At 62.6% G+C, this 23,285-nt stretch carries 23 protein-coding genes; 12 read left to right on the forward strand and 11 right to left on the reverse strand.

Annotation, left to right across the window (positions count from 1 at the left end):
• The first annotated feature begins 152 nt into the window (after positions 1-152).
• The 6 genes from rplS (at position 153) to V6765_RS05160 (ending at position 5,265) form a co-directional block, all read left to right on the forward strand.
• The gene (gene rplS / locus V6765_RS05135) at positions 153-620 is read left to right on the forward strand and encodes a 50S ribosomal protein L19 (protein WP_448427027.1); all 468 of its coding nucleotides are present in this window, start codon (positions 153-155) and stop codon (positions 618-620) included.
• Positions 621-799: 179 nt separating this feature from the next.
• Positions 800-979 (forward strand): hypothetical protein, encoded by a 180-nt coding sequence (locus tag V6765_RS05140; RefSeq protein WP_448427028.1) that lies wholly within the window; start codon positions 800-802, stop codon positions 977-979.
• 108 nt (positions 980-1,087) lie between these two features.
• A complete protein-coding gene (locus V6765_RS05145) occupies positions 1,088-1,888 on the forward strand; it encodes a transporter substrate-binding domain-containing protein (protein ID WP_448427030.1) in 801 nt (266 codons plus the stop codon).
• 7 nt (positions 1,889-1,895) lie between these two features.
• Positions 1,896-2,750: an amino acid ABC transporter permease gene (locus V6765_RS05150; protein WP_448427032.1), complete on the forward strand. Its 855-nt coding sequence runs from the start codon at positions 1,896-1,898 to the stop codon at positions 2,748-2,750.
• A 270-nt stretch (positions 2,751-3,020) separates the two neighbouring features.
• A complete protein-coding gene (gene leuC, locus V6765_RS05155; protein WP_448427034.1) occupies positions 3,021-4,430 on the forward strand; it encodes a 3-isopropylmalate dehydratase large subunit in 1,410 nt (469 codons plus the stop codon).
• Between the two features lie 187 nt (positions 4,431-4,617).
• Positions 4,618-5,265: a pyridoxamine 5'-phosphate oxidase family protein gene (locus tag V6765_RS05160; protein ID WP_448427035.1), complete on the forward strand. Its 648-nt coding sequence runs from the start codon at positions 4,618-4,620 to the stop codon at positions 5,263-5,265.
• A 35-nt stretch (positions 5,266-5,300) separates the two neighbouring features.
• Here the strand turns inward: V6765_RS05160 and V6765_RS05165 are convergent, their stop codons facing one another.
• The 4 genes from V6765_RS05165 to V6765_RS05180 are packed head-to-tail and all read right to left on the reverse strand — an operon-like array spanning position 5,301 to position 11,166.
• Positions 5,301-5,798: an AAA family ATPase gene (locus V6765_RS05165; protein ID WP_448427037.1), complete on the reverse strand. Its 498-nt coding sequence runs from the start codon at positions 5,796-5,798 to the stop codon at positions 5,301-5,303.
• 57 nt (positions 5,799-5,855) lie between these two features.
• Positions 5,856-9,179, reverse strand: coding sequence for an error-prone DNA polymerase (locus V6765_RS05170; RefSeq protein WP_448427039.1), 3,324 nt, complete (start codon positions 9,177-9,179; stop codon positions 5,856-5,858).
• Between the two features lie 9 nt (positions 9,180-9,188).
• Positions 9,189-10,658 carry a Y-family DNA polymerase gene (locus V6765_RS05175; protein ID WP_448427041.1) on the reverse strand — a complete coding sequence of 490 codons (1,470 nt, stop codon included), beginning with the start codon at positions 10,656-10,658 and terminating at the stop codon, positions 9,189-9,191.
• Positions 10,585-11,166, reverse strand: a complete 582-nt coding sequence (locus V6765_RS05180) for an ImuA family protein (RefSeq protein WP_448427043.1) — start codon at positions 11,164-11,166, stop codon at positions 10,585-10,587. The genes V6765_RS05175 and V6765_RS05180 overlap by 74 nt, the downstream gene beginning before the upstream one ends.
• A 181-nt stretch (positions 11,167-11,347) precedes the next feature.
• On the opposite strand from V6765_RS05180, the gene V6765_RS05185 reads away from it, so the two are divergent.
• Complete coding sequence (locus tag V6765_RS05185) at positions 11,348-12,214, forward strand: ornithine carbamoyltransferase (RefSeq protein ID WP_448427044.1); 867 nt, start codon at positions 11,348-11,350, stop codon at positions 12,212-12,214.
• Positions 12,215-12,261: 47 nt separating this feature from the next.
• Here the strand turns inward: V6765_RS05185 and V6765_RS05190 are convergent, their stop codons facing one another.
• Positions 12,262-13,005, reverse strand: coding sequence for an SDR family oxidoreductase (locus V6765_RS05190; RefSeq protein WP_448427045.1), 744 nt, complete (start codon positions 13,003-13,005; stop codon positions 12,262-12,264).
• A gap of 91 nt (positions 13,006-13,096) precedes the next feature.
• Here V6765_RS05190 and V6765_RS05195 point away from each other — a divergent pair, with 91 nt between their 5' ends.
• From V6765_RS05195 to V6765_RS05205, 3 genes are read left to right on the forward strand one after another with little or no spacing between them, the layout of a single operon-like run.
• Positions 13,097-13,993, forward strand: coding sequence for an AraC family transcriptional regulator (locus V6765_RS05195; protein ID WP_448427047.1), 897 nt, complete (start codon positions 13,097-13,099; stop codon positions 13,991-13,993).
• A 43-nt stretch (positions 13,994-14,036) separates the two neighbouring features.
• A complete protein-coding gene (locus V6765_RS05200; RefSeq protein WP_448427049.1) occupies positions 14,037-14,597 on the forward strand; it encodes a bifunctional transcriptional activator/DNA repair enzyme AdaA in 561 nt (186 codons plus the stop codon).
• Positions 14,594-15,112, forward strand: a complete 519-nt coding sequence (locus V6765_RS05205) for a methylated-DNA--[protein]-cysteine S-methyltransferase (RefSeq protein ID WP_448427050.1) — start codon at positions 14,594-14,596, stop codon at positions 15,110-15,112. Before V6765_RS05200 ends, V6765_RS05205 begins: the two co-directional genes overlap by 4 nt.
• Here the strand turns inward: V6765_RS05205 and V6765_RS05210 are convergent.
• Positions 15,109-16,119: a helix-turn-helix domain-containing protein gene (locus V6765_RS05210; protein ID WP_448427052.1), complete on the reverse strand. Its 1,011-nt coding sequence runs from the start codon at positions 16,117-16,119 to the stop codon at positions 15,109-15,111. The genes V6765_RS05205 and V6765_RS05210 overlap by 4 nt on opposite strands.
• A 128-nt stretch (positions 16,120-16,247) precedes the next feature.
• Between V6765_RS05210 and V6765_RS05215 the strand changes: the two genes are divergently transcribed.
• Positions 16,248-17,267, forward strand: a complete 1,020-nt coding sequence (locus tag V6765_RS05215) for an alpha/beta hydrolase family protein (RefSeq protein ID WP_448427053.1) — start codon at positions 16,248-16,250, stop codon at positions 17,265-17,267.
• 125 nt (positions 17,268-17,392) lie between these two features.
• Here V6765_RS05215 and V6765_RS05220 read toward each other — a convergent pair whose 3' ends face one another.
• From V6765_RS05220 to fabA, 4 genes are all read right to left on the reverse strand, one after another.
• The gene (locus tag V6765_RS05220; RefSeq protein ID WP_448427055.1) at positions 17,393-18,472 is read right to left on the reverse strand and encodes a porin; all 1,080 of its coding nucleotides are present in this window, start codon (positions 18,470-18,472) and stop codon (positions 17,393-17,395) included.
• Positions 18,473-19,169: 697 nt separating this feature from the next.
• Positions 19,170-19,979 (reverse strand): enoyl-ACP reductase FabI, encoded by an 810-nt coding sequence (fabI, locus tag V6765_RS05225; RefSeq protein WP_448427057.1) that lies wholly within the window; start codon positions 19,977-19,979, stop codon positions 19,170-19,172.
• Between the two features lie 7 nt (positions 19,980-19,986).
• Positions 19,987-21,213, reverse strand: coding sequence for a beta-ketoacyl-ACP synthase I (fabB, locus tag V6765_RS05230; protein WP_448427058.1), 1,227 nt, complete (start codon positions 21,211-21,213; stop codon positions 19,987-19,989).
• A gap of 37 nt (positions 21,214-21,250) precedes the next feature.
• Positions 21,251-21,766: a 3-hydroxyacyl-[acyl-carrier-protein] dehydratase FabA gene (gene fabA / locus V6765_RS05235; RefSeq protein WP_292055248.1), complete on the reverse strand. Its 516-nt coding sequence runs from the start codon at positions 21,764-21,766 to the stop codon at positions 21,251-21,253.
• Positions 21,767-22,068: 302 nt separating this feature from the next.
• On the opposite strand from fabA, the gene irrA reads away from it, so the two are divergent.
• Positions 22,069-22,485, forward strand: coding sequence for an iron response transcriptional regulator IrrA (gene irrA / locus V6765_RS05240; protein WP_448427059.1), 417 nt, complete (start codon positions 22,069-22,071; stop codon positions 22,483-22,485).
• Between the two features lie 5 nt (positions 22,486-22,490).
• Here the strand turns inward: irrA and V6765_RS05245 are convergent, their stop codons facing one another.
• Positions 22,491-23,267, reverse strand: a complete 777-nt coding sequence (locus tag V6765_RS05245) for a YdcF family protein (protein WP_448427060.1) — start codon at positions 23,265-23,267, stop codon at positions 22,491-22,493.
• Positions 23,268-23,285 lie beyond the last annotated feature (18 nt).

The following is a 23,285-nucleotide window of genomic DNA, read 5'->3' on the forward strand; positions in this document are numbered from 1 at the left end:
CGTCTATAGGCCCGCCCTGACCGGTGTTTCCGGTTACCCAAATGAAGAACCGCGTAACGCTCCGGCCGCAAAGGCCAATCCGGCGGCTTTGACCAAAGGATGATTGTCGGGCGCTCTGGCTGTTGAAGCAAGACTGACAAGAGGTAAGACCGATGAACATCATCGAGCAGCTCGAAGCTGAAGAAACCGCGCGCATCAACGAACTGCGCGAACTGCCCCCGTTTGAAGCCGGCGACACCGTGCGCGTCAATGTGCGCGTTACGGAAGGCACCCGTACCCGCGTGCAGGCCTTCGAAGGCGTCTGCATCGCCCGTTCCGGCGGCGGCATCCACGAGAACTTCACGGTTCGCAAGATTTCCTACGGCGAAGGCGTCGAGCGCGTATTCCCGGTTTACTCGCCGCAGGTTGAAGGCGTTGAAGTGATCCGCCGCGGTAAGGTTCGCCGCGCCAAGCTCTACTACCTGCGCGACCGTCGCGGTAAGTCGGCCCGTATCGCCGAAAACACCTCGGTGCGTTCGCGCCGCCTGAACGACGAAGCCCGCGAAGTTGCAGCCGCTGCCCGCGCCGCCGCCAAGGCCGAGAAGGAAGCCGCTGCCGCCGAAAAGGCGAACGAAGCGTAAGCTTTCCGTCAGGCACATGTTTTTGAAAGAGCCGCCCTCGCGCGGCTCTTTTGCGTTTCAGGGTTGCGGCGGCTTTGTTTGACAAGAAAAAGTCGAAATCGCTTCCTATCTACGGCGTCCTTGAAACGAAAAGCCGGTTGCCGCCGAAAGACGACCGGCGAAACGGAGCAGAGATGTTCATGAGACGCGCCAAAGTGGCTGGCGCAGCCCCGACGCTGGGCACCATCGCCACGCCCGTCCTCCACGCCAGAATGCTCACGCGCGACGTGTTCGAGTTTCTGCGCGACGATGACGATCCGGACCTTTCCGGCTATCGCCCCGCCGAAGAGACGCCGAAACAAGGCCGGCTTGCACACTGATATCGCCTGACGGTCTGGCGAAGGAGCGGTTTGGCGCGGCTGCGCCCTTGCGCTTTCCTGCCGGGTTGTGACACCTTGCGGCAATCATCTGCTGCAAGGAGTTATAGCATGCTGTCGAGACGCGCCCTTTGCGCCGCGGTTCTGGTTTCGCTGGGCGCGTTTGCAAGCCCGGTCTTCGCCGCCGAACTGCCCGACCTTGGCGGACGGACCGTGACCGTCGTTTCCGAAAACACCTATCCGCCGCTGCAATTCATCGATCCCAAGACCGGCGAGGCGATCGGCTGGGAATATGACGCGGTCGCAGAGATCGCCGAGCGCCTCAATCTCGACATTGAATACACCACGACAAGCTGGGATGCGATGATCCAGGCGATTCATGACGGCCAGTATGACGTGGCGATGAACGGCATCACCATCCGTGACGACCGCAAGGAAATGGTCGATTTCTCCGAGCCCTACATGCATTCCGAAATGCTGATGCTGGCGCGCGGCGACGAGGACCGCTTCGACGATGCGGAAAGCTTCGCGGCCTTCGAGGACGGCCTGATCGGCTCCCAGCCCGGCACCACGCCGTTCTACACCGCGGTTTATGAAGTGCTGGACGGCGACGAGCAGAACCCGCGCATCAAGCTTTACGAAACCATCGGCGCGGCGATCCAGGCGCTCAGAATCGGCGATGTCGATCTGGCGCTGACCGACAGCACGGCCGCCAATGGCTATGTGAAAGTTTCCAACGGCGCGCTGAAGCTGATCGGCGAGCCGCTCGGCGCCGAGGATTTCGGCTTCATCTTCCCGCCCGGCTCCGATCTCGTGGCGCCGTTCAATGCCGCGATTGCAGACATGCAAGCCGACGGCACGCTCGACGCGCTGAACCAGAAATGGTTCGTCGATTACGCCATGGGTCAGTAGGCGGGCCATGAGCTTCCAGAAACTGCCCGCCGGCAATGCGGGCGAGCGGCCGTGGTGGCTCTATGCCTTTCTGGCGCTCGCAGGTGCCGCGAGCATCGCGATCGCCGTCAACGGGCTTTACGCCCAGGTTTTCGCCATCGTCGCCAAAGGCATCGGCGTCACGGTTTTCGTGACGCTGGTGGCCTTCGCGCTGGCGACGATCATCGGCATGCTGATCGCGCTGATGGGGCTGTCCGGCCACACGGTTCTGCGACAGGCGGCGCGGTTTTATGTCGAGATCATCCGCGGCATACCGATCCTGGTGCTGCTGTTCTACGTCGCCTTCGTCGGCGCGCCGGCCATGGTGGCGTTCGCCAATTTCGTGCTGACGCCGCTGATCGATGCCGGCGTCATGGACAGGATCGTGGTGCGGGATTTCTCGCTAATGTGGCGGGCGATCATCGCGCTCACGATTGGTTACGCAGCCTTCATCGCGGAAATCTTCCGCGCCGGCATCCAGGCGGTTGACGAGGGGCAGATCGAGGCCGCGCAGGCGCTTGGCCTGACGCGGTTTCAGCGGTTCCGGCTGATCGTGTTTCCGCAGGCGATCCGCACCATCTTCCCGCCGCTCTCCAACGATTTCGTGTCAATGGTCAAGGATTCCTCGCTGGTTTCCGTGCTCGGCGTCGCCGATATCACCCAGATGGGCAAGGTCTATGCGGCAAGCTCGTTCCGCTTCTTCGAAACCTATTCGATCGTCGCCTATATCTACCTGCTCCTGACCATTGGCCTGTCGCTGATCCTGCGCGGGATAGAGCGCCGGATGCGGCAGAAGGCCAGGCTTGCGCGCGATGCCTCCCCGGGCGCTTTCCCGCCGGCATGACGGGCTTGGGCGGGATTTGAACCGCTCTCGGAAGTGATTGCCGTCTCCGCGGAAAGCTGTTAATAACCCGGTCCATGAGGACCATAGACCATCGCAATCAGGCCGTTTCGCCGCGGCCCTTCGTTCTGCAGGACAGGAAGCGCCTGCCGGGACGGTTCTTTGCGATGATTTCCGGCGCGCTCAACGCCCGACTTAGCTGATCTCTGTCAGCCTCGCAGTCGGCTTCACGCCGTATTTTTCCTTTTATCTCGACATATGGGTCATGAAACCATGAGCAAAGCGCGCACACTTTACGACAAGATCTGGGACGATCATCTGGTCGACAGCCAGGATGACGGCACCTGTCTCATCTACATCGATCGCCACCTGGTGCATGAAGTCACCAGTCCGCAGGCGTTCGAAGGGCTGCGGCTGGCGGGCCGCAAGGTCCATGCGCCGGTCAAGACGCTCGCCGTCGTCGACCACAACGTTCCGACCACGCCGGACCGTGTCAACGGCATCAAGAACGAGGAAAGCCGCATCCAGGTGGCCGCCCTTGCGCAAAACGCCGCCGATTTCGGCGTTGAATATTACTCCGAGAAGGACAAGCGCCAGGGCATCGTCCACATCGTCGGCCCCGAGCAGGGCTTTACGCTGCCGGGCATGACGATTGTCTGCGGCGACAGCCACACTTCGACGCATGGCGCTTTCGGCGCGCTGGCGCACGGCATCGGCACGTCGGAGGTCGAGCATGTGCTCGCCACCCAGACGCTGATCCAGTCCAAGGCCAAGAACATGCTGGTGCGCGTCGATGGCAAGGCGCCGGAAGGCGTCACCGCCAAGGATATCATCCTGGCGATCATCGGCGAGATCGGCACCGCCGGCGGCACCGGCCACGTCATCGAATTCGCCGGCGAGGCGATCCGCGATCTTTCGATGGAAGGCCGCATGACCGTCTGCAACATGACGATCGAAGGCGGCGCCCGCGCCGGTCTGATCGCGCCGGACGAAAAGACCTTTGAATATATCAAGGGCCGTCCGCGCGCGCCTCAGGGCGAGGCCTGGGACCGGGCGGTCGAATACTGGAAGTCGCTGACGACCGATGAGGGCGCGGAATATGACCGCGTGGTGGTGCTCGATGCCGCCAACCTGCCGCCGATCGTTTCCTGGGGCTCGTCGCCCGAGGATGTCGTTTCCATCACCGGCGAAGTGCCGAACCCGGACGATATTCCGGACGAGAACAAACGCACCTCCAAGTGGCGGGCGCTGAAATATATGGGTTTGACGCCCGGCACCAAGATGACCGACGTCGCCGTCGACCGCGTCTTCATCGGCTCCTGCACCAATGGCCGCATCGAGGACCTGCGCGCCGCCGCCGCTGTCGCCAAGGGCCGCAAGGTGGCGAGCACCGTCAACGCCATGATCGTGCCGGGCTCCGGTCTCGTCAAGGAACAGGCGGAAGCCGAGGGCCTCGACAAGATCTTCCTCGAGGCCGGTTTCGAATGGCGCGAACCGGGCTGTTCCATGTGTCTGGCCATGAACGACGATCGGCTGAAGCCGGAGGAACGCTGCGCCTCGACCTCGAACCGCAATTTCGAGGGACGCCAGGGCTACAAGGGCCGCACCCATCTGGTCTCACCGGCCATGGCGGCAGCCGCCGCCATCGAAGGCCATTTCGTGGACATCCGCGACTGGAAATAAGCGGCCCGGAAGGTTCATCCTTTACGGCAGATTAAGTAAGGGGGCGGAGCGATCCGCCCCTGTTTGTTTATAAACCCGTGGGTGACTACAGGATCGCCTGTCCTTGCCGTTGGGGCGTCGACGTTCCCCTTGTCAAGGCGGTCTTCGCAAGGCATTCATGTGTCGATCCCGAACGGAGGACGAGGCTATGGCGGGCGCATTGAAACCGGAATTTCTGATTGCGGACGAGCAGGAACTGCGATCCCTGTTTCCGGCAACGCATGACCTTGCGGCGAAGAAATCCCAACCGCGGCTCGACAGGCATGCGATCGAGTTCATCGCGCGCTCGCCGTTTCTCTGTATCGGCACCCAGGCGGCCGATGGGCGGGCGGATGTCAGCCCGCGCGGCGATCCGCGCGGGTTCGTGAAGGTGCTGGATGACAAGACGCTGCTGATCCCCGACCGGCCCGGCAACAACCGGCTCGACACCCAGTCGAACATCCTCGCCAATCCCTCGGTCGGCCTGATCTTCATGGTCCCGGGCTTCGACGACACGCTGCGGGTGAACGGCCGGGCCGTGATCACACGCGATCCCGACCTGCTCGCGCTGCTTGCGGTGAAGGACCGTCTGCCGCTGACCGCGATCGCGGTCCATGTGGAGGAAGTTTTCCTGCACTGCGCCAAGGCCTTCCGCCGCTCCAAACTCTGGGACCCGGAAAGCCGCCAGGACCGCAGCGAAATGCCGTCGCTGGTGAAGATCATCCTCGACCAGATCGACGCCGCGCCGGAGGATCCGGAGGAGATGAAGAGGCTGGATGAGGGGCTCGAGGATAGCTACCGGAAGTCGATGTACTGAGGCACCCTGTCCGGCTTCGCTTCCGGTCATATGCCTCAAAGCTTCGATATAATTTGCGAAACGGCCTGTTCGACGCTGCTTCCGGCGGTGTCGATGCGGATATCGGCGATGGACCAGTCTGTATAGTCGCGCGCGATCACGTCCTGCCATGTTGGCTTTTTCCAGCCGGGTATATCGATCGGGCGTTCTTCGACGCGCAGACGGTGCATGGCGGGATCGGAACAGGTGACCTCGACCCCCAGAAAGCGGGCATCAGCCCGCGCGGCAGCACCTGCGAACATCTCTCTCGTCAGCGCCCAGGGATTCACGCAATCGGTGATGACGTCATGGCCGAGCGTAAGATTGGAAACGGCGAGGGCGGCGAGGATCTCATAGCTTTCCGATCCGATTTCCCGGTCGGGATCATGCGCCAGCATGATGGTCTCGATTTCATCGACACGAAGATAGACCGCGCCGGTCTTGGCCGAAAGCGCCCTGGCGATGGTGCTTTTGCCCGTGCCGGGCAGGCCCGCGAAAGCGATAAGGGTTTTCAAGTTTATGTCCTCTCATGGCTAGCCGAGGTATTTAATGCCGCGATATCGAGTGAAACCTCAATGAAAATCCCGGCTCGGGAACAGTTTCTTGGCCTGCTCGCGCGGATGATGCGCCCTTGGCTGGAGCTTGGGCCGGCGCGGGGTGTCGTCGGCTTTGGGATCGGTGATGCCGATGGCGTCGTCCATCGGGTGGCCGAGTTCGGAGAGGCGCCAGGAGCAGTCCTCGATGGTTTCGGCGATCACGTGGACGACCACGCCTTCGCGCTGCAGCTTTCCGGTGACCTTCAGCAGGCGGCCGCCCATCACCGTGCGACGGAAGCGTTCGTAGACCTTGTTCCACACGACCACGTTGGAGACGCCGGTTTCATCCTCCAGCGTCAGGAAGATGACGCCGGATGCCGTGCCGGGGCGCTGGCGGGTGATGACGAGGCCTGAGACGCTGACGCGTTTTTCCGCAGTTGTCGCCAGCGCCGAATGCAGCGTCAGGCCGGGCATTTTCGGGCGCAGAATCTCCATCGGGTGGGCGCGCAGGCTCATGCGGGTGGCGACATAATCCTCCACCACCTGTTCGCCGAGATTCATCGTCGGCAGGATGACATCCGGTTCGCTGATATGCTCGCCGTCGATCGGATCGTTGAAGAGCGGCAGCGGTTTGGGCGCGCGGATCGCCTTGACGCGCCACAGCGCATCGCGGCGCGACAGCCCGGCGTCCGCAAAGGCGTCGGCCTCGGCAAGGCGCTCCAGCACCGCCGGCATCAGCCCGGCGCGCAGCCACACGTCTTCCGGGGTCTGATAGCCATTGCCGCGCGCGTTCTCCAGCCAGACGGCATCTTCCTTTTTCAGCCCCTTGATCTGGCGGAAGCCGAGGCGCAGCGCATAGGCGCCGTCGGCGCGGCGCTCCAGCGTGCAGTCCCAGGCGCTGTGGTTGACCGAGATCGGCCGCACCTCCACCTGATGCTCGCGGGCATCGCGCACGATCTGGGCCGGAGCGTAGAAACCCATCGGCTGGGAGTTCAGCAGCGCGCAGGCGAAGGCCGCCGGATAATGGCATTTCAGCCAGGCTGAGACATAGGTGAGCATGGCAAAGGCCGCCGCATGGCTTTCGGGAAAGCCGTAATCGGCAAAGCCCTTGATCTGGGCGAAGCAGCGCTGGGCGAAATCGAGCTCGTAGCCGTTGTCGAGCATGCCGTTGACGAATTGCGTCTCGAATTCGCCAATCGTGCCCATCTGGCGGAAGCTCGCGAGCGAGCGGCGCAGCCGGTCGGCATCTTCCGGCGAAAAGCCGGCGGCGACCACGGCAATCAGCATTGCCTGTTCCTGAAACAGCGGCACGCCCTTGGTCTTTTCGAGAACCCCGCGCAACTCCTCCTTCGGATAGGTGACCTTTTCGTGCCCCAGCCGTCGCCGGATATAGGGCTGCACCATGCCGCCCTGGATCGGGCCGGGGCGCACGATCGCGACCTCGATGACGAGATCGTAGAAGGTTGCCGGTTTCATGCGGGGCAGAAAGTTCATCTGCGCCCGGCTTTCCACCTGAAACACGCCGATGGCATCGGCCTTTTGCAGCATGTCATAGGTCGCTTCATCTTCCTGCGGCACATCGGCGATGGTGAGCGGGCGGTTGTAATGGCGCGCGGTGAGATCAAAGCACTTCTTCAGGCAGGTCAGCATGCCGAGGCTCAGCACATCGACCTTGAGGATGTTGAGCGCGTCGATATCGTCCTTGCCCCATTCGATCACGGTGCGGTCCTCCATCGCCGCGTTTTCGATGGGACAGAGCTCGTCCAGCCGGTCCTCGGTGATGACGAAGCCGCCGACATGTTGCGATAGGTGGCGGGGAAAGCCGATGATCTCGCCGATCAGGCGCACCGTCTGGGTCAGCCTGCGGTCGGTAAGGTCGAGGCCGACCTCCTTCAGCCGTTCGGGTTCGGCGCCCTTGCTGGAAATGCCCCAGATCTGTCCGGACAGGGCGGCGGTGACATCGTTCGACAGCCCCATCACCTTGCCGACCTCGCGGATCGCCGCGCGTGAGCGGAAATGGATGACGGTGGCGCAAAGCCCGGCATGCTCGCGACGATAGGTCTTGTAGATGTGCTGGATCACCTCCTCGCGCCGCTCGTGCTCGAAATCGACGTCGATATCCGGCGGCTCGCCGCGATGGCGGGAAACGAAGCGCTCGAACACCATGCCGATCATCTCCGGCTTCACATCGGTGATGCCGAGCGCATAGCAGAGGATGGAATTGGCCGCCGAACCGCGGCCCTGGCAGAGAATGCCCTTGCTGCGGGCAAAGGCGATGATGTCGTGGACGGTGAGGAAATAGGCGGCGTAGCCGAGCTCGCCGACCAGCGCCAGTTCCTTTTCCGCAAGCTCCCGGTTGCGTGCCGGTATGCCTTCGGGATTGCGTCGTTTCAGCCCCTCCCAAGTGAGGCGGGCAAGGCGGGCCTGCGGCGCCTCGCCATGGGCGACTTCGGCCGGATAGTTGAAGGAAAGCTCGGTGAGATCGAAGGTGAGGCGGGCGGCGATCTCCAGCGTGCGGCGGATGGCGGCGGGGTGGTCGCGGAAGATATGCGCCATTTCGGCGGCCGGCTTCAGCCGCCGCTCGGCATTCGGCAGTGCCAGATGGCCGATGGCATCGATGGTGATGTGGTGGCGCATGCAGGTCAGCACGTCGGCGAGCTGGCGGCGGCTGGCGTGGTGCATCAGCGCGTCGCCGACTGCGACCATCGGCGCGCCGGCCTTGTGCGAAAGGGCGGTGAGGGTTTTGAACCAGGCGGCATCGGAACCGTCATAGCGCGGGGCGGCACCCGTGAACACATGGCCGGGAAAGCGGCGGTGCGCCTGGGTGATATGGTCTGTCGCTTCCGCCTTCTGCTCCAGCCCCTGCGGCAGCGCGATCAGAATGGAGCCATCGGCGCCTTCCAGCATGTCACGGAGGTAAAGCAGGCATTCGCCCTTTTGCGCGCGGCGCTTGCCGAGGCTCAGGAGCCGCACGAGTTTCTGATAGGCCGGCTTGTCCTTCGGCAACGCCACGAAATCGACGGGGCTGTCGGCGAGCACCAGCCGGCAGCCGACGATCAGGCGTGGCAGGCGGCGGATCGGCGGCAGGGCAATGGACTTGGCATCGCCGGCCGGCTGGCGCGAGGAGGGATCGATATGGGTCGAAAGCCGGATCGACTGCTCCTCGGCCTGTTTTTCGATCTTGCGCCTGATTTCCTTCAGCGCCCGGAAGGCGCGGACCACGCCTGCGAGCGAATTGCGGTCGGTGATGGCGATGGCGGCAAGATCCAGCTCGGCGGCGCGGATCACCATCTCCTCCGGATGCGAGGCGCCGGTGAGGAAGGTGAAATTGGTGGTGACGCATAACTCGGCATAATCCATGGCCGGGCCTCAGGCGAACAGGCCATGGACGAACCAGCCGGGGGCCTGCGGGGTGTGGAACATCCACAGCCTCAGCCCCTGCCGGGTGTCCACCCGCCAGTAATCACGAAGCCCCGAGCGCCAGGCCTCGTCCGGCCGCCACCATTCCGGCGCGATCCGCTCCGGCCCGCTGCTTGCAGCCGTCTCGAACCGCATGCGCCGCCAGGAAAAGCGCGAGGGCGGGCGGCGGGCGGCGTCGCTGGTCACCGGCTCGGGCGGGAACATGCGCAAGGGGCGGGGCTGGTCCATGCGCCATTCGGCATCCACACGGCCATAGGCGGCGGGGTTTTCGGTAAAGCCGCGCTCGGGAATATGGCTCGCCACCGGCTGGAAGCGGACGATGTTGTCGAGACCGATGCGGGCACCCAGCCGTGTGACGAGGTCGTCCAGCGCCTCGCCCTCCACCAGCCCGCCTTCGCCGATCTGCTCGGCGGGCAGGCCTTCCACGCCGCGCGCCTCGAGCCGGATCCGCTCAATGCCGAAACCGGCGTCGATTTCGCCCACGGGACGCTCGAACAGGCGCAGAATGCGCGGCGCATCGCGCATCGGGCGGGCGAGGCGCAGCGTGACGGTCTGGCGGGTCTGGTCGACGCGCTCCACGGACAGCATAATGGCGCGCGCGCCGGCCTCCCGGTTCTTCAGCCGCAGGCAGAGCGTGTCCAGCAGGCGGGCAAGGGCTGCCATCACGTCATCGACAAGGCCGATCGGCTCTGGAAAACTCATCCGCACGCCATAATGCGGCGGTCCGGAAAGCGGCGACACGGCCTCGCCGCGTGTGCCGAGCGCCTGTTCGAGCTTTTCGATCAGGCCCATGTCGAAGCGGCGGGCGAGGGTGGCGCGGGGCAGGGCCGTCATGTCGGCAATGGTGTTGAGGCCAAGGCGCTTCAGCGCCGTCGCGGTCTTTTCATCGATGCGCAGTGCAGAGACCGAAAGCGGGCCGAGTGCTGCGCTGGTCTTGCCTTCCGGCGCAATGCCGGGGGCGAAATGGGCAAGCGCCCAGGCCGCGCCCCGGGTATCGGCGATGCCGATCCTTGCGGAAAGCCGGGCGCGGGCAAGCCGCTCCTTCATGTCTTCAAGCATCGCCGCCTCGCCGCCGAAAAGGTGGGATGCGCCGGTGATGTCGAGCACCAGCCCGTCCTCGCCGTCGAGCCCGGCATGGGGCGTGTAGCGCGTCGCCCAGCGGGCGAGCATCACGAGGAAGCGCCGGTCCGCGTCGATATCGGCTGGGCGGGTGACGAGATCCGGCACATAGGCGCGGGCATCGGCAAGCCCCATGCCGCGCTCCAGCCCTTGGCCCTCGGCCTCCCGGTTGAGGTCGTGAAGCCGGTCATGATTGCCCTCGCTCAGCGTGACGGCGAAAGGGCCATCAACCGGGCGGGCCCTTAAAACCCGCTCGCTCGGCAGTCTCTGAAACCATATGGATACGACGCGCCGTTTCATCCCAACGCACTGCCCAACTGTTATTTGTTCCTGTTTTGTTCTTTATAATCGACCACTCCTGCAGAGTCGAGTCGGAAGCGGAAAACAGCGGTCTGCAGAGCCAGCGCGTGGTGGCCGCCTGATTGCCGGCGCCTTCGGGATGCAGCGAAAGCCCGATGCTACGGCCGCTTTCGGCGGCAAGTTGCAGCCGGCGTCCCGGGGTGAGCTCGATCGGCTTGTCCACCTCCATGACGACGAGGCCGACGGCGCCCGAACGCAGGCCCTCTTCGGCGGCGGCCAGCGTTTCCGTCTGGTCGGCGGTGCGCGCCAGGATGATTTCGCGCGGATCGAAAAACGCCGAAAACGCCACCGGATTGATCTCCTCGGCAAACCATGACGGCTTGATCCACAGCACCGTGCCGCCGGTGACGCCGGAAAGCGCTGCGGCAAAGAAAGGCGCGCCGGGGCCGGAAGCATCATGCACCCGGCCGCGCTGAAGCGGAAATATGGCCGAAAATTCATCCTGCATGGGCGGATGATATAGCGGATCGGATGAGAATGAAAAGGGAACATCTTACCTCCCTTTCAACTGTGATGCGCGTGACCGGTGGTGGCACGGACGAAAGACTGGGCATGTATCTTGACTTGGCGTTGTCATCTGGCCCGGCTAGCATGCCCAGCTTTACCGCATGACGGAGGCGAAGAGGAAGATGACACCGGAACGTGATCTGATTTCCCTTGAAGACCTGACATTTTTCGATATTGAGGCGCTGGTCGAACGCGCTGAGGCCTTAGCAATAGCAGGCCGTGATCTGCCGCAGAGTCTTTCGGGCACAAGGGCTGCGCTCATCGTCAATGATGGCGGATGGCGCAACATATCTGCTTTTGAGCTCGGCATCGTCGGTATGGGCGGGCAATGCGTGCGCGTTCCGCTGGTGCTCGGGGCGCGAGAGGCGACGGAGGATATCGGAGCCTATCTCGACAACTGGTTCGATATTCTCATCGCCCGTGCGCCTGATCTCACCCTCCTGCAGGATCTTGCCACCGCCGCCAAGGCTCCTGTCATCAATGCACGCACACGGCAGAACCACCCGTGTGAGACGCTGGGAGATCTTGCCTTCTACTGGCATCGTCACCACCAACTCGCCGGCATTAAGGTCGTGGTGGTTGCGCCTGAGGCCAATATTCTGGGCTCATGGATCGAACTGTCGCGGGTGGCTCCGATCAATGTGGTGCAGCTTTATCCTGAGGCTTGGCATGCCGCCCACAGCGCAGGCGGACGCTTTCGGGCCAGCACGGACATGGCTGAGCTCAAGGATGCGGATATCATCGTCACCGATTGCTGGCCGACCGACGCGGGGGATGCTGTGTTGCCCTATCAGATCACAGGTACGGTTTTGAATTCACTCGGTGGGAACGTCGAATTCATTCCGTGTCCGCCGGTCGCAAGAGGGCGGGAGGTCTCGGCGGACGCCATGATGCATCCACGATGTCGGGTGACAGAGGCCAAAACCTTCCTGCTCCATGTTCAGAATGCTGTGCTGGAATGGTCACTCGGAAAGCCTGCGTTTTCCTGACCGGCACCATCCTCACACCGTACTCATTACGTCAGTCCGTCCTACTCTCAGGCCTGCTCCGCCAATGCCACGGCATCCGCGCCCGCCGGAAAGCGCAACTGGCCCGATGTGTCATGCACCGCTCGCCAGACCGCCTCGGCGACATCGCTTTCCTTTGTCGTTAGCGGCGGGTTGGCAAAACCTGCGAAAATGGGGGCGGCGTAGTCCGCATAGGCTTCGGGAATCAGGTCCATGACCGGGATATCGGTATTGGCGGCGAATTGTGTCGTCGGCGCATAGCCGGGTTCCACCAGTTTCGCGCTGATGCCGAAGGCGCCGAGTTCATGGGCGAGCGAGCCGGTAAATCCCTCGATCGCCTGCTTGCTGGCGGTATAGGCGGCGGCGAGCGGCATCGGCGAAAGCGTCACGCTGGAGGTGACGTTGACGATCATGCCGGTTCCGCGCGCCCGCATGCCGGGGATAACCGCCTGCGTCATCGCCATCACGCCGAAGGTGTTGGTTTCGAACACCTTGCGGATATGGGCCATCGGCGTTGCCTCGAAGGCGCCGACAACGCCGATGCCGGCATTGTTGACGAGGACGTCGATCGGACCGGCCGCTTCGATGGCAGCAGCGATGCTGTCAGCATCGGTGACATCGAGCGCCAGCACGCAGATGCGCTGTGACGCGGGAAAAAGCGCCGGGCGCGGGCGGCGCATCGTGGCGATGACGTTCCAGCCCTCGGCGTGGAAGTGGCGGGTGGTCTCAAGCCCGAAACCGGATGAACTACCGGTAATCAGAATGGTTTTCATGTCGATCTCCTGTGTTGACGGGATCGATATAACCTGCGTTAATCGGATTATCTTCGATCATTAGTCCGGTTTTAATTTGAGATAGTCCATAATGGCGGATCCGCTTTCCGATGTTGTCCGGCTTCTGAGGCCCGGCGCGGTGTTTTCGAAAGGCATTAGTGGTGCCGGCCGCTGGGCCGTGCGCTATGCGGCCTTCGGCCAGCCGGGGTTTTGCGCGGTGCTTGAGGGACGCTGCCGCCTCGCTGTTGATGGCGAAGAGCCGGTGGTACTCGAGGAGGGGGATTTCGTGTTGCTGTCCACGACGCCCGCCTTCACCATGTCCGGCATGGAACCGGCGCATCCGGTCTTCATCGATCCGCACGCCAATCCGACGTCCGACCTGCCGGTCCGTTATGGACGGCAGGACGGGCCGGCCGATCTACGGCAGTTTGGCGGCTGGTTCAGCTTTGCCTCGCCCGATGCCGGCCTTCTCGTCTCACTTCTGCCGCGCATGATCCATATCCGCGGCGTTTCGCGGCTTGCGCAGCTCGTCCGCCTCGTGGGGGAGGAGGCGGCGCAGGAAAATGCCGGCCGAGACCTCATTCTCGAACGTTATGTCGAAATCCTGCTGATCGAGGCGCTCCGGGCCGTGCCCGCCGAAAGGACACTGCCCGGTCTGCTCAGGGGGCTTGCCGATCCGCGGATTGCGGCAGCGCTTCGGGCCATGCATGGCGCGGTGGACCAGGCCTGGACCGTGCCGGACCTTGCCCGCGTCGCCGGCATGTCGCGTTCGGCCTTCTTTGATCGCTTTGCCCGCACGCTCGGCACCCGGCCGATGGAATATCTCGCTGCCTGGCGCATGAGCCTCGCTAAGGATCTGCTCAGGGGCGGCGGCCACTCGCTGGATGAGGTCGCGGAGAAAGTCGGCTACAGCTCCGCAAGCACTTTCAGCACCGCCTTCAGTCGCCATGTCGGCGGTCCGCCCGGCCGTTTTCGGACCTCATCATGACATCACGCTCGCCTCGTAAATCGGCTGCTGCTAACATCGACCCATGTTAGATTTCGACACATGTGAAGCGGCGCGGCAGGCGCGTGATCCAGCGTATGACGGCAGGTTCTTTACTGCGGTCAGGACGACGATGATCTATTGCCGGCCGGTCTGTCCGGTGAAGCAGCCGCTGACGAAGAATGTCAGCTATTTCCCGACGGCGGCCGCATGCGAGCGGGCGGGCTATCGGCCATGCCTGCGCTGCCGGCCGGAAACCGCACCGTTTTCGCCGGCGTGGAACGGTACGCGCACCACGGTCGAGCGGGCGCTGAAGCTGATCGGGGAGGGGGCGCTGGATACCGGCACGGTGGAGGACCTTGCCGAACGCCTTGGCGTCGGCGCGCGGCATCTGTCGCGGCTTTTTGCCGTTCATGTCGGCGCCTCGCCATTGCAGACGGCGCAGACGCTGCGGATCGGCCGGGCGAAACGGCTTCTTGACGAGACGGCGCTGCCGGTCGCGGAGGTGGCGGCGCGCGCCGGCTTCGGCAGCGTCCGGCGCTTCAATGCCGCGTTTGGGCGGCTTTATGGACGGCCGCCCTCGGCGATCCGGAGACCGGCGCGATGAGCGGTTTGTTCTATACCTATATCGACAGCCCGGTGGGCGCTCTGCTGGTCGCGGGCGATGACAACCGGCTGCATTTCATTTCCTTCCCCACCGGCCACAAGGCCTTCGGGCCGAAGCCGGACTGGCGGCGCTACGACGCGCCGTTTGCGGAAGCACGGCGTCAGCTCGACGCCTATTTCGCTGGCGAGTTGAAGACATTCGACCTTGCCTATCACCTGTCGGGCAGCGGCTTCCAGAATCGCGTCTGGGAATTTCTGGCGACGATCCCCTATGGCGAGACCACGACCTATGGCGCGATCGCCAGGACGCTCGGCGATGCCAATGCCAGCCGGGCGGTGGGCACCGCCAATGGCAACAATCCGCTGCCGATCCTGCTGCCCTGCCACCGGGTGATCGGTGCCAATGGCGCACTCACCGGCTTTGGCGGCGGGCTGCCGACCAAGAAATTCCTGCTGAAGCTAGAAAACGCGTGGGAGGAGCCGCCGCAAGCGGACCTGTTTGCCGGGCGTCTTTAGAGGCTTTCAGGAAGCCGGGTCGCCTTCACCCAGGCCGAAGGGCTCTTGCCGGTAACCCTCTGGAACTCCCGATTGAAGTTCGACTTGGTGTTGAAGCCGCTTTCCAGCATGGCGGTGGTGACGCTGTCGCCGGAAGCGAGCCTATCGCAGGCATGGTCGATCCGAAACCGGTTGATGTGGCGCGAGATATTCTCGCCCGTCGCACGGTTGAGCGCTGCCGAAAGTTGCTTGGCCGGCATCCGCATCCGCCGGGCAAGGCGCGCGAGGGTTAGCGAAGGCTCGAGATAGAGCTTTTCCTCTGTCAGCAACCCGTCAAGCCGGTCGACGATCGCGCGGTCGCCTTCCTCCGGAACGGGCGCAGCGGCGGGTCGTGACGGGGCCTCCGTTTCAGTCTCTCCGAATGCGTTAGGCGAAATGCTGAGAAGACCAACCGAAAGCAGCGCGCAGGAGGTGAAGATGGAGATGATCAACTGCGCCCATCCGGGGTTATCCGAGAGAAAGGCGAGTGCGATCAGGCTGTCGCTCAACGCCGAAACAAGCAGGCTGACGGCAATGCCGGTCCAGAGCCACAGCGGCTGGCGTCCCGCTTCAAGCCGCGCCAGCGGCAGCGCATCGCCGCCCGATTTCAGCACGTAGAGGATCGCTCCGCCATAGGCGAGGAAGATGATCGGCAGGATGATATCGATGGTGGCGGGCGCGAACAGGATGCAGAAGACGGTGAAGGCCGGGACAAGCAGATGGAGGCTGTCGCGGGGCTTTACGGATCTGAGGAACGCGGTCTGGAATGTCAGCCAGGCCAGAACCGGTATCAGCGTGGCCGTCGCCGGCTGGACCGGCCGGAGCTCCGAAACGCCATAATATTGCAGGGCCGCGACGATCAGGCTCTGCACCGCGCAGGCCGAGAGGAACACGATCACCACCGGCGGTCGTTTCTCGACCGTCAGCACCCGCAGGATCAGAAAACCAAGCACCAGAGCGGTGACCATCGGGACCGGCAAAACCAGCATGTCGTCTCCTTCATCTGGCGGTCTGATAGTTCATAAACCGGTTCCGGGCGACCTGAAACCGGATTGAGGACGATGAAGGGCAGGAAAAGCGAAAGAAGAGGGCGTCTCAACCCGAACGGATTACGCCCATGAAACATATTCTTCTCGCCCTCATGCTCTCCACTGGTCTTGCTGGTCATACCTTCGCAACGGAAGACCTGCCCGGCTACGAGCGGCTGACACTAACGCCCGAGCATCGCGCCCGGCCGGTTTCCGCCGCGCTCTGGTATCCGGCCGGAACGCGTAGCTATGCCGGCCGCGTTGGTGATGGCCCGGTCTTTTACGGCACACGCGTGTGGATGGGGGCGAAGATCGCCGAGGGACAGTATCCGCTGTTCGTGTTCTCCCATGGCTCCGGCGGCAATATGGATAACAGCGCCTGGCTGTTCTCGGCTTTGGTCGAAAAGGGGGCGATGGTGCTTGCCGTTAATCATCCGGGCAGCACGTCTGGTGATTCCTCGCCGCGGGCCTCGCTTTATCTCGACCGGCGCGCAGGCGATATTTCCGCCGCGCTCGATACGCTGCTTTCCGATCCCGTGCTGGGCCCGCATGTGGACCGGTCGCGGATCACCGCGCTCGGCTTTTCGCTCGGCGGCGCGACAGCGCTCAGTCTCGGTGGCCTGACATTCGACGGTGACGCCTACGGCGACTACTGCCATGCCAACCCGGATGCGACCGATTGCGAATTTCTCGCCAAGGGCAATGTCGACCTCGATCATCTGCCCGAGGGCTTTTCCGCCGCTGCTCGCGATTCGCGAATCGACCATGTCATCGCTATCGATCCCGCCTTCACCTATGTGGCGACAGAGGCAAGCGTGGCGGCGGTGACCGTGCCGGTGTCATTCATCAATCTTGGTGATCGGGACCGGTTGAAGACCGGTGATGTTTCGGAACAGGGCAGCAACCTCGCCAACCGGCTGAAGGATTCCGACTATCAGGTAATCGCGCCATCTTACCACATCACCTTTCTGGGCCTGTGCAAACCGGAGGGCGCGGCGTTTCTCGCCGAAGAACAGGACGATCCGGTCTGCACCGATCCGGACGGTGTGGACCGCGCCGATACCCACGAAAGAATCATTGAGGCCGTCGCCGCCTCGGCCGGGCTGTAAGAGCTGCGGACTGCTGCCGGACTTGGACGACCAACGCCCGCATTCCTCAAAAAAATACCCCCGGAAGCGTTGCCGCTCCGGGGGTAGTGCAGGGCCCGAAGGACCCTGCGATCTGTTTGCGTGACTTAGAAGTCGCGCTGCAGACGGAACCAACCGGCCCAGTAGTCATCAGCGTAGTACTGATCAGGCGTGTCGGTGTACTGTACGTTCAGCTTGGCGCTCAGGCCTTCGACGATCGTGTAGTCGAACAGGGCACCAGCGGACCAGAAGTCTTCGTTGTCGGCACCCGGAACGTTAGCCGAGGTCCACTGAGCAGCAGGCGTGATCGAGAACTTGTCGGTCACGTTCAGCTTGTAGCCGGCAGCAAGAGCCCACTCGGCGTAGACGCCCGGGATAACGGTCGGGGTCGGCAGCGAGTAGTTGATGAAGTCGTCGTTGCCGTAGGTGTTGGCATAGGCGTTCCAACCGGTGGAGTAGTTCGCACCGAGGTCGAGGGAGCCCGGGCCAAGCGCCAGCGAGGTCATCAGGCGGAACGAAGCTTCTTCGTTGTAGGTGTCGTAACCGACATCAAGCTTGGCGCCAACGCCGCCAGCCTGGAAACCAACGCGACCGGAAACGCCGAGATGCGGAACATTGTCGCCCGAGTTGGAAAGGCCGATCATGGACGGCTCAAGAGCGTCGAGCGAGATACCGCCTACGAAACCTTCACCGACATAGACGTAACGGATCGAGTTGAAGCGGGTGTTGCCGGACAGGTCATCGATTTCGCCGATGAGACCTTCATCCCAGTAGTTGTAGAAGAAACCGGCCTGGAAGCCACCGAGTGCGAGGTAGGTCTCGTCGAGGTAGGTGTCGGTCGAGGCGTCGTTCGAATAGTATTCGCTGTTCAGAACGATCGCGCCGGTCAGAGCGCCGAGCTCGGTGTCGGTCTTGGACGTGATAGCGATCTGGCCGCGGGTCCATACGTTCCAGCTGTCCGGGCTGTTAGCACCGGTCTGGGCGTCGATCTGGAAACGGATGTAACCGCCGACGTTGAGGCAGGTCTCGGTGCCCGGGATGTAGAAGTAGCCGGCGCCGAAAGCGTCGCAGACTTCAACATAGTTGGCCTGTACGGGTTCGATCACGACGACCGGATCAGCTGCCTGGGCAGCGGAGGCAGCGGCGAAAGCTGCTGCAGAGCCCAGGAAAAGGCTTTTGATGGTCATAGTTAAGTCCTCAATTTAATCGAGCGTGGAAAGGAGGCGCTAGCCCCGATTTAGTGAAGTCCGGTGAATTGCCCCCCGGCTTCTGACAACCATTAACAACGTCTTGTGCGTCCGTCTCAATAAACCATAGGTGGAACTATAAATCATTTGATTGAATAAAGGGGGGTGGTGCAAATTCGCAACAAAAACAGAGACCGCCCGCTAATGGCGAATCATGCCGGTCACGCGTTGCGCGTCGTCTCGTTTTTCGCGCCCTGACGAAGAATGTCTTTCAAATCATACGATTAAAAGAGAGTTGCTCCGAAGGCGCGCAGTGCTTCGCAGAGATGTATCGGGTATTCACCCGGTTCTTACGCCCTCTGAATGGCGGAGAAAATGAACAAAATCTTAATGCGCCGCAGCGCGCGCCTTCGGACGCTGAAAACAACCCATCTGAATGACAGCATGTTTGTTATCCCGACGCCGGTTGGTCGGGTTCGTTTTGAGAAAAGTCTTTTTATAACAGTGATATAAGGGGCGCTTGTTGAGGAGTTTTCGCTGCGATAGCGATCACGCCGAATGGTTTTACACCCGCCTCTGGAGGAAATACGGCATTGATTCGACCGCCAACTCCGCCACACGAAAAAAAGACGCGCTCATCGAAATGAGCGCGTCATATGCAACCTGCGATTTAACGAAGCATTAACGGATGCCGGAATCAGGTCTCCGGATCGCCGCGCCGCATCATTTCGGGGATGGGCATGGAGAGAATATTGTAGCCATTATCGACGAAATGAATCTCGCCGGTCACGCCAGAGGCGAGATCGGACAAGAGATAAAGCGCCGAACCGCCGACATCCTCGATCGTGGTCGAGCGGCGCAGTGGCGCGTTGCGCTGCTGCCATGCGTAGACGAGGCGCGCGTCGCCGACGCCGGAGCCGGCCAGTGTGCGCACCGGGCCGGCCGAAATCGCGTTGACGCGGATGCCCTGCGGCCCGAAGTCGCCGGCAAGATAGCGCATCGAAGCTTCGAGGCCGGCCTTGGCCACGCCCATTACGTTATAGTTCGGCACAACGGCGGTGGAGCCGCCATAGGTCAGCGTCAGCAGCGATCCGCCATCCGGCATCAGCGCGGCGGCGCGCTTGGCAACTTCGGTGAAAGAGAAGCAGGAGATCACCATGGTGCGGACGAAGTTTTCCCGCGAGGTGTTGGCGTACTGGCCCTTCAACTCGCTCTTGTCGGAAAAGCCGATCGCGTGAACGAGGAAATCGAGCTTGCCCCAGCGTTCCTTGATCGCGGCAAACACCGAATCGACGCTGGCGATGTCTTCGACGTCGCAGGGGATCACGAAGTCGGAGCCGACCTCTGCCGCCAGCGGATGAACCCGCCGGCCGAGCGCCTCGCCCTGATAGGTGAAGGCAAGCTCCGCGCCCTCGGCGTGAACCGCCTTGGCGATGCCCCAGGCAATCGAATGATTGTTGGCAACGCCCATAATCAGGCCGCGTTTGCCTTTCATAAGTCCGGTCATTTGCGCATTATCCATTGTAGCGCTGGAAGACCAGCGTAGCGTTCGTGCCGCCAAAGCCGAACGAGTTTGAAAGAACGGTGTCGATCTTGGCATTGTCGATGCGCTCGCGCACGATCGGAACGCCTTCGAACTCGGGATCGAGTTCTTCGATATGGGCGCTCTCGCCAATGAAGCCTTCCTGCATCATCAGCAGGCTGTAGATCGCCTCCTGCGCGCCGGCCGCGCCGAGCGAATGACCCGTCAGTGATTTCGTCGACTGGATGTGCGGAAGCTTGTCGCCGAAGACTTGCCTGATCGCGCCGATTTCGCGGGTATCGCCGACCGGGGTCGAGGTGCCGTGGGTGTTGATGTAGTCGACCTCGCCGTTAACGGTTTCGATCGCCATCTTCATGCAGCGCACCGCGCCTTCGCCGGAAGGGGCGACCATGTCGTAGCCGTCGGAGGTCGCGCCGTAGCCGACCACTTCGCCGTAGATCTTGGCGCCGCGCGCCTTGGCATGTTCCAGTTCCTCCAGAACCACGACGCCGGCGCCGCCGGCGATGACGAAACCGTCGCGGTTGGCGTCATAGGCGCGCGATGCCCGCGTCGGATCGCTTTCGTTGAAGTCGCTCGACATCGCGCCCATGGCGTCGAACAGGTTGGACATCGTCCAGTCGAGGTCCTCGTGGCCGCCGGCGAACATCATGTCCTGCTTGCCCCACTGGATCATCTCGACTGCATTGCCGATGCAGTGCGCCGAGGTCGAGCAGGCCGAGGAGATCGAGTAGTTGACGCCGTGGATCTTGAACCATGTGGCGAGCGTCGCCGAGGCCGTCGACGACATTGCCTTCGGCACGGCGAAGGGGCCGATCCGCTTGGGCGAGCCGTTCTTGCGGGTAATGTCGGCCGCATCAATCAGGGTGCGGGTCGAGGGACCGCCCGAGCCCATGATGATGCCGACGCGCGGCTTCTCGCTGTAATCGCTCTCTTCCAGGCCGGCATCGGCGATCGCCTGCTTCATGGCGATGTGGTTCCACGCGCCGCCCTGCGAGAGAAACCGCATGGCGCGGCGGTCGACCTTGTCGCTGGTATCGATATCGGGGCTGCCCCAGACCCGGCACTTGAAGCCGTGCTCCGCAAAGTCCGGCGAAAAGGTGATGCCCGATTTGGCCTCACGCAGCGAGGCGGTGACTTCGGCCGCATCGTTTCCGATCGAGGATACGATTCCCAACCCTGTGACGACAACACGTCTCATATCTGTTGACCTCTTTATTTATCTTGCAAGCGAAGCGTCACTCGGCCTTGTCCTTGGACAGGCCGACGCGCAGATCGCTCGCCTGGTAGATCGTTTCGCCATCGGCCTTCAGCCAGCCATCGGCCGTGCCCAGAACCAGGCGGCCGCGCATGACGCGCTTGAAGTCGATGCCGTATTCGAGAAGTTTCACGGACGGACGCACCATGCCCTTGAACTTCACCTCGCCGGTGGAAAGCGCCATGCCGCGGCCTTCCTCGCCCAGCCAGCCGAGGAAGAAGCCGGTCAACTGCCACATGCCGTCAAGGCCCAGGCAGCCCGGCATGATCGGGTTGCCCTTGAAGTGACAGGCAAAGTACCAATCGTCGGGGGCCACATCATATTCGGCGCGAATGAAGCCCTTGTCGTGGGCGCCGCCGGTCTCCGAAATCTCGGTGATCCTGTGGACCATCAACATCGGCGGAAGCGGCAATTGCGCATTGCCCGGGCCGAAAAGCTCGCCCTCGGCGCACTTGATGATGTCCTCGTAGTCGAACTGCGATTGTCTCGTGCTCATTAAAACTCTGCTTCCCTTCGTTCAGCGAGGGGTTTTCGTGTCTGCTTCAAGATAAGGGCGTAACCGCTTTCCAGCAATGCGCGGCGGCGCACCTTCACCAAAATCTGCAAACCCTTCATCGTTTCACTCCACCCGTGGCCATACAGGAAGCCGCCGCCTGCGACCAGAGTGAAACGCCATTCGGGCCCGTATTTGCAGTTTAATTTCAAGTGCTGCAAGCCCTGGCCCTATTGAAAGCGATTCTCAATCCCGTTATATCGGGCTATATTTGTGTTGTGACAGTTCAGGCGCCCGTAGGAATTATGGCAGCGAGACATCGTATCTCCGAAGAAAGGCTCCGCGAAAGCGGTCTGCGTCCCACGCGTCAGCGTGTCGCGCTGGCCGAACTGCTGTTTGCCAAGGGCGATCGTCATCTGACCGTGGAGGAACTGCATGACGAGGCGATCGAGGCTGGCGTGCCGGTTTCGCTGGCGACCGTCTATAACACGCTGCATCAGTTCACCAACGCCGGCATGATCCGGGTGCTCGCGGTCGAGGGCGCCAAGACCTATTTCGACACCAATACGTCGGATCATCACCATTTCTTTATCGAAGGCGAAAACCAGGTCGTGGACATGCCCGCAAGCAGCATTTCGCTCACCGGCATGCCGACTCCGCCCGAGGGTATGGAAATCGCCCATATCGATGTCGTGGTCCGTCTGCGGCCCAAACGCCGCTGATACGCTTACGGCCCACCCGCCGAGCGCAGCAGCAGCAAAAGCCCCGCCCATTCCCTGAGTGCCGTCGAGAGCATCATCGCGTTGATCATCGGCTTGTCGAAGCTGAAACCGAGCCGGATATTGCCGTCTGTGCGATAATCAGCCGGCCACGGCATGACCTTCATGCGCTCTCGGCCAAACAGCGCCATCGAACGCGGCATGTGATAGGCCGATGTGATGACGATGCAGCTTGCGTTCTTCAAACCTTGGCTTTCCATCAAGGCTGCCGTCAGGCTGGCGTTTTCCGCGGTATTGCGCGCGATCGGCTCGTAGATCAGCCGTTCCGTCGCAATGCCGTGATCGGCGAAGAACCGGGCGGCGGGCGCTGCCTCGCCATGGATATTGCCCGACAGCGAGTTATCGCCGCCGGTCACCAGAATTTTCATCTCCGGATAGATCCGCGCGAGCCGGAGCGCCTCGATATAGCGGTCGGCGGCGCTGGTGAAGACATAGGTGCCGCGCCGGGCCGAAATACCGGTGCTGATGCCGCCGCCGAGCACGATCGCAAGCGCCGGCGGCGCCTCAAGCTGCGGTCGGGGGTAGCGGTTTTCCAGTTCCGCCATCAGCATGGCCCCGGTCGTCGTGAAACAGGCGATGCCGAGCGTGATCGCTGCAAGTGCTGCAAAGACCGCCGCCGCCGCGCTCCAGGAAAAGGCAAGGCACACGAGCGCGGCCAGCGTCGTCAGAAAGGCGAAGGCGAGCGGCTGGAAGATCATCCAGAACAGTTTTGAAACGACAAACATCCCGCCGCGCTTCCGGTG

The sequence above is a fragment of the Martelella sp. FOR1707 genome, assembly GCF_053484265.1.

What these genes read in the sequence shown, in the direction of transcription:
- rplS (WP_448427027.1), top strand. Translation starts at nt 153, where the DNA reads ATGAACATCATCGAGCAGCTCGAAGCTGAAGAAACCGCGCGCATCAAC.
- V6765_RS05140 (WP_448427028.1), top strand. Translation starts at nt 800, where the DNA reads ATGAGACGCGCCAAAGTGGCTGGCGCAGCCCCGACGCTGGGCACCATC.
- V6765_RS05145 (WP_448427030.1), top strand. Translation starts at nt 1,088, where the DNA reads ATGCTGTCGAGACGCGCCCTTTGCGCCGCGGTTCTGGTTTCGCTGGGC.
- V6765_RS05150 (WP_448427032.1), top strand. Translation starts at nt 1,896, where the DNA reads ATGAGCTTCCAGAAACTGCCCGCCGGCAATGCGGGCGAGCGGCCGTGG.
- leuC (WP_448427034.1), top strand. Translation starts at nt 3,021, where the DNA reads ATGAGCAAAGCGCGCACACTTTACGACAAGATCTGGGACGATCATCTG.
- V6765_RS05160 (WP_448427035.1), top strand. Translation starts at nt 4,618, where the DNA reads ATGGCGGGCGCATTGAAACCGGAATTTCTGATTGCGGACGAGCAGGAA.
- V6765_RS05170 (WP_448427039.1), bottom strand. Translation starts at nt 9,179, where the DNA reads ATGGATTATGCCGAGTTATGCGTCACCACCAATTTCACCTTCCTCACC.
- V6765_RS05175 (WP_448427041.1), bottom strand. Translation starts at nt 10,658, where the DNA reads ATGAAACGGCGCGTCGTATCCATATGGTTTCAGAGACTGCCGAGCGAG.
- V6765_RS05180 (WP_448427043.1), bottom strand. Translation starts at nt 11,166, where the DNA reads ATGCAGGATGAATTTTCGGCCATATTTCCGCTTCAGCGCGGCCGGGTG.
- V6765_RS05185 (WP_448427044.1), top strand. Translation starts at nt 11,348, where the DNA reads ATGACACCGGAACGTGATCTGATTTCCCTTGAAGACCTGACATTTTTC.
- V6765_RS05190 (WP_448427045.1), bottom strand. Translation starts at nt 13,005, where the DNA reads ATGAAAACCATTCTGATTACCGGTAGTTCATCCGGTTTCGGGCTTGAG.
- V6765_RS05195 (WP_448427047.1), top strand. Translation starts at nt 13,097, where the DNA reads ATGGCGGATCCGCTTTCCGATGTTGTCCGGCTTCTGAGGCCCGGCGCG.
- V6765_RS05200 (WP_448427049.1), top strand. Translation starts at nt 14,037, where the DNA reads ATGTTAGATTTCGACACATGTGAAGCGGCGCGGCAGGCGCGTGATCCA.
- V6765_RS05205 (WP_448427050.1), top strand. Translation starts at nt 14,594, where the DNA reads ATGAGCGGTTTGTTCTATACCTATATCGACAGCCCGGTGGGCGCTCTG.
- V6765_RS05210 (WP_448427052.1), bottom strand. Translation starts at nt 16,119, where the DNA reads ATGCTGGTTTTGCCGGTCCCGATGGTCACCGCTCTGGTGCTTGGTTTT.
- V6765_RS05215 (WP_448427053.1), top strand. Translation starts at nt 16,248, where the DNA reads ATGAAACATATTCTTCTCGCCCTCATGCTCTCCACTGGTCTTGCTGGT.
- V6765_RS05220 (WP_448427055.1), bottom strand. Translation starts at nt 18,472, where the DNA reads ATGACCATCAAAAGCCTTTTCCTGGGCTCTGCAGCAGCTTTCGCCGCT.
- fabI (WP_448427057.1), bottom strand. Translation starts at nt 19,979, where the DNA reads ATGACCGGACTTATGAAAGGCAAACGCGGCCTGATTATGGGCGTTGCC.
- fabB (WP_448427058.1), bottom strand. Translation starts at nt 21,213, where the DNA reads ATGAGACGTGTTGTCGTCACAGGGTTGGGAATCGTATCCTCGATCGGA.
- fabA (WP_292055248.1), bottom strand. Translation starts at nt 21,766, where the DNA reads ATGAGCACGAGACAATCGCAGTTCGACTACGAGGACATCATCAAGTGC.
- irrA (WP_448427059.1), top strand. Translation starts at nt 22,069, where the DNA reads ATGGCAGCGAGACATCGTATCTCCGAAGAAAGGCTCCGCGAAAGCGGT.
- V6765_RS05245 (WP_448427060.1), bottom strand. Translation starts at nt 23,267, where the DNA reads ATGTTTGTCGTTTCAAAACTGTTCTGGATGATCTTCCAGCCGCTCGCC.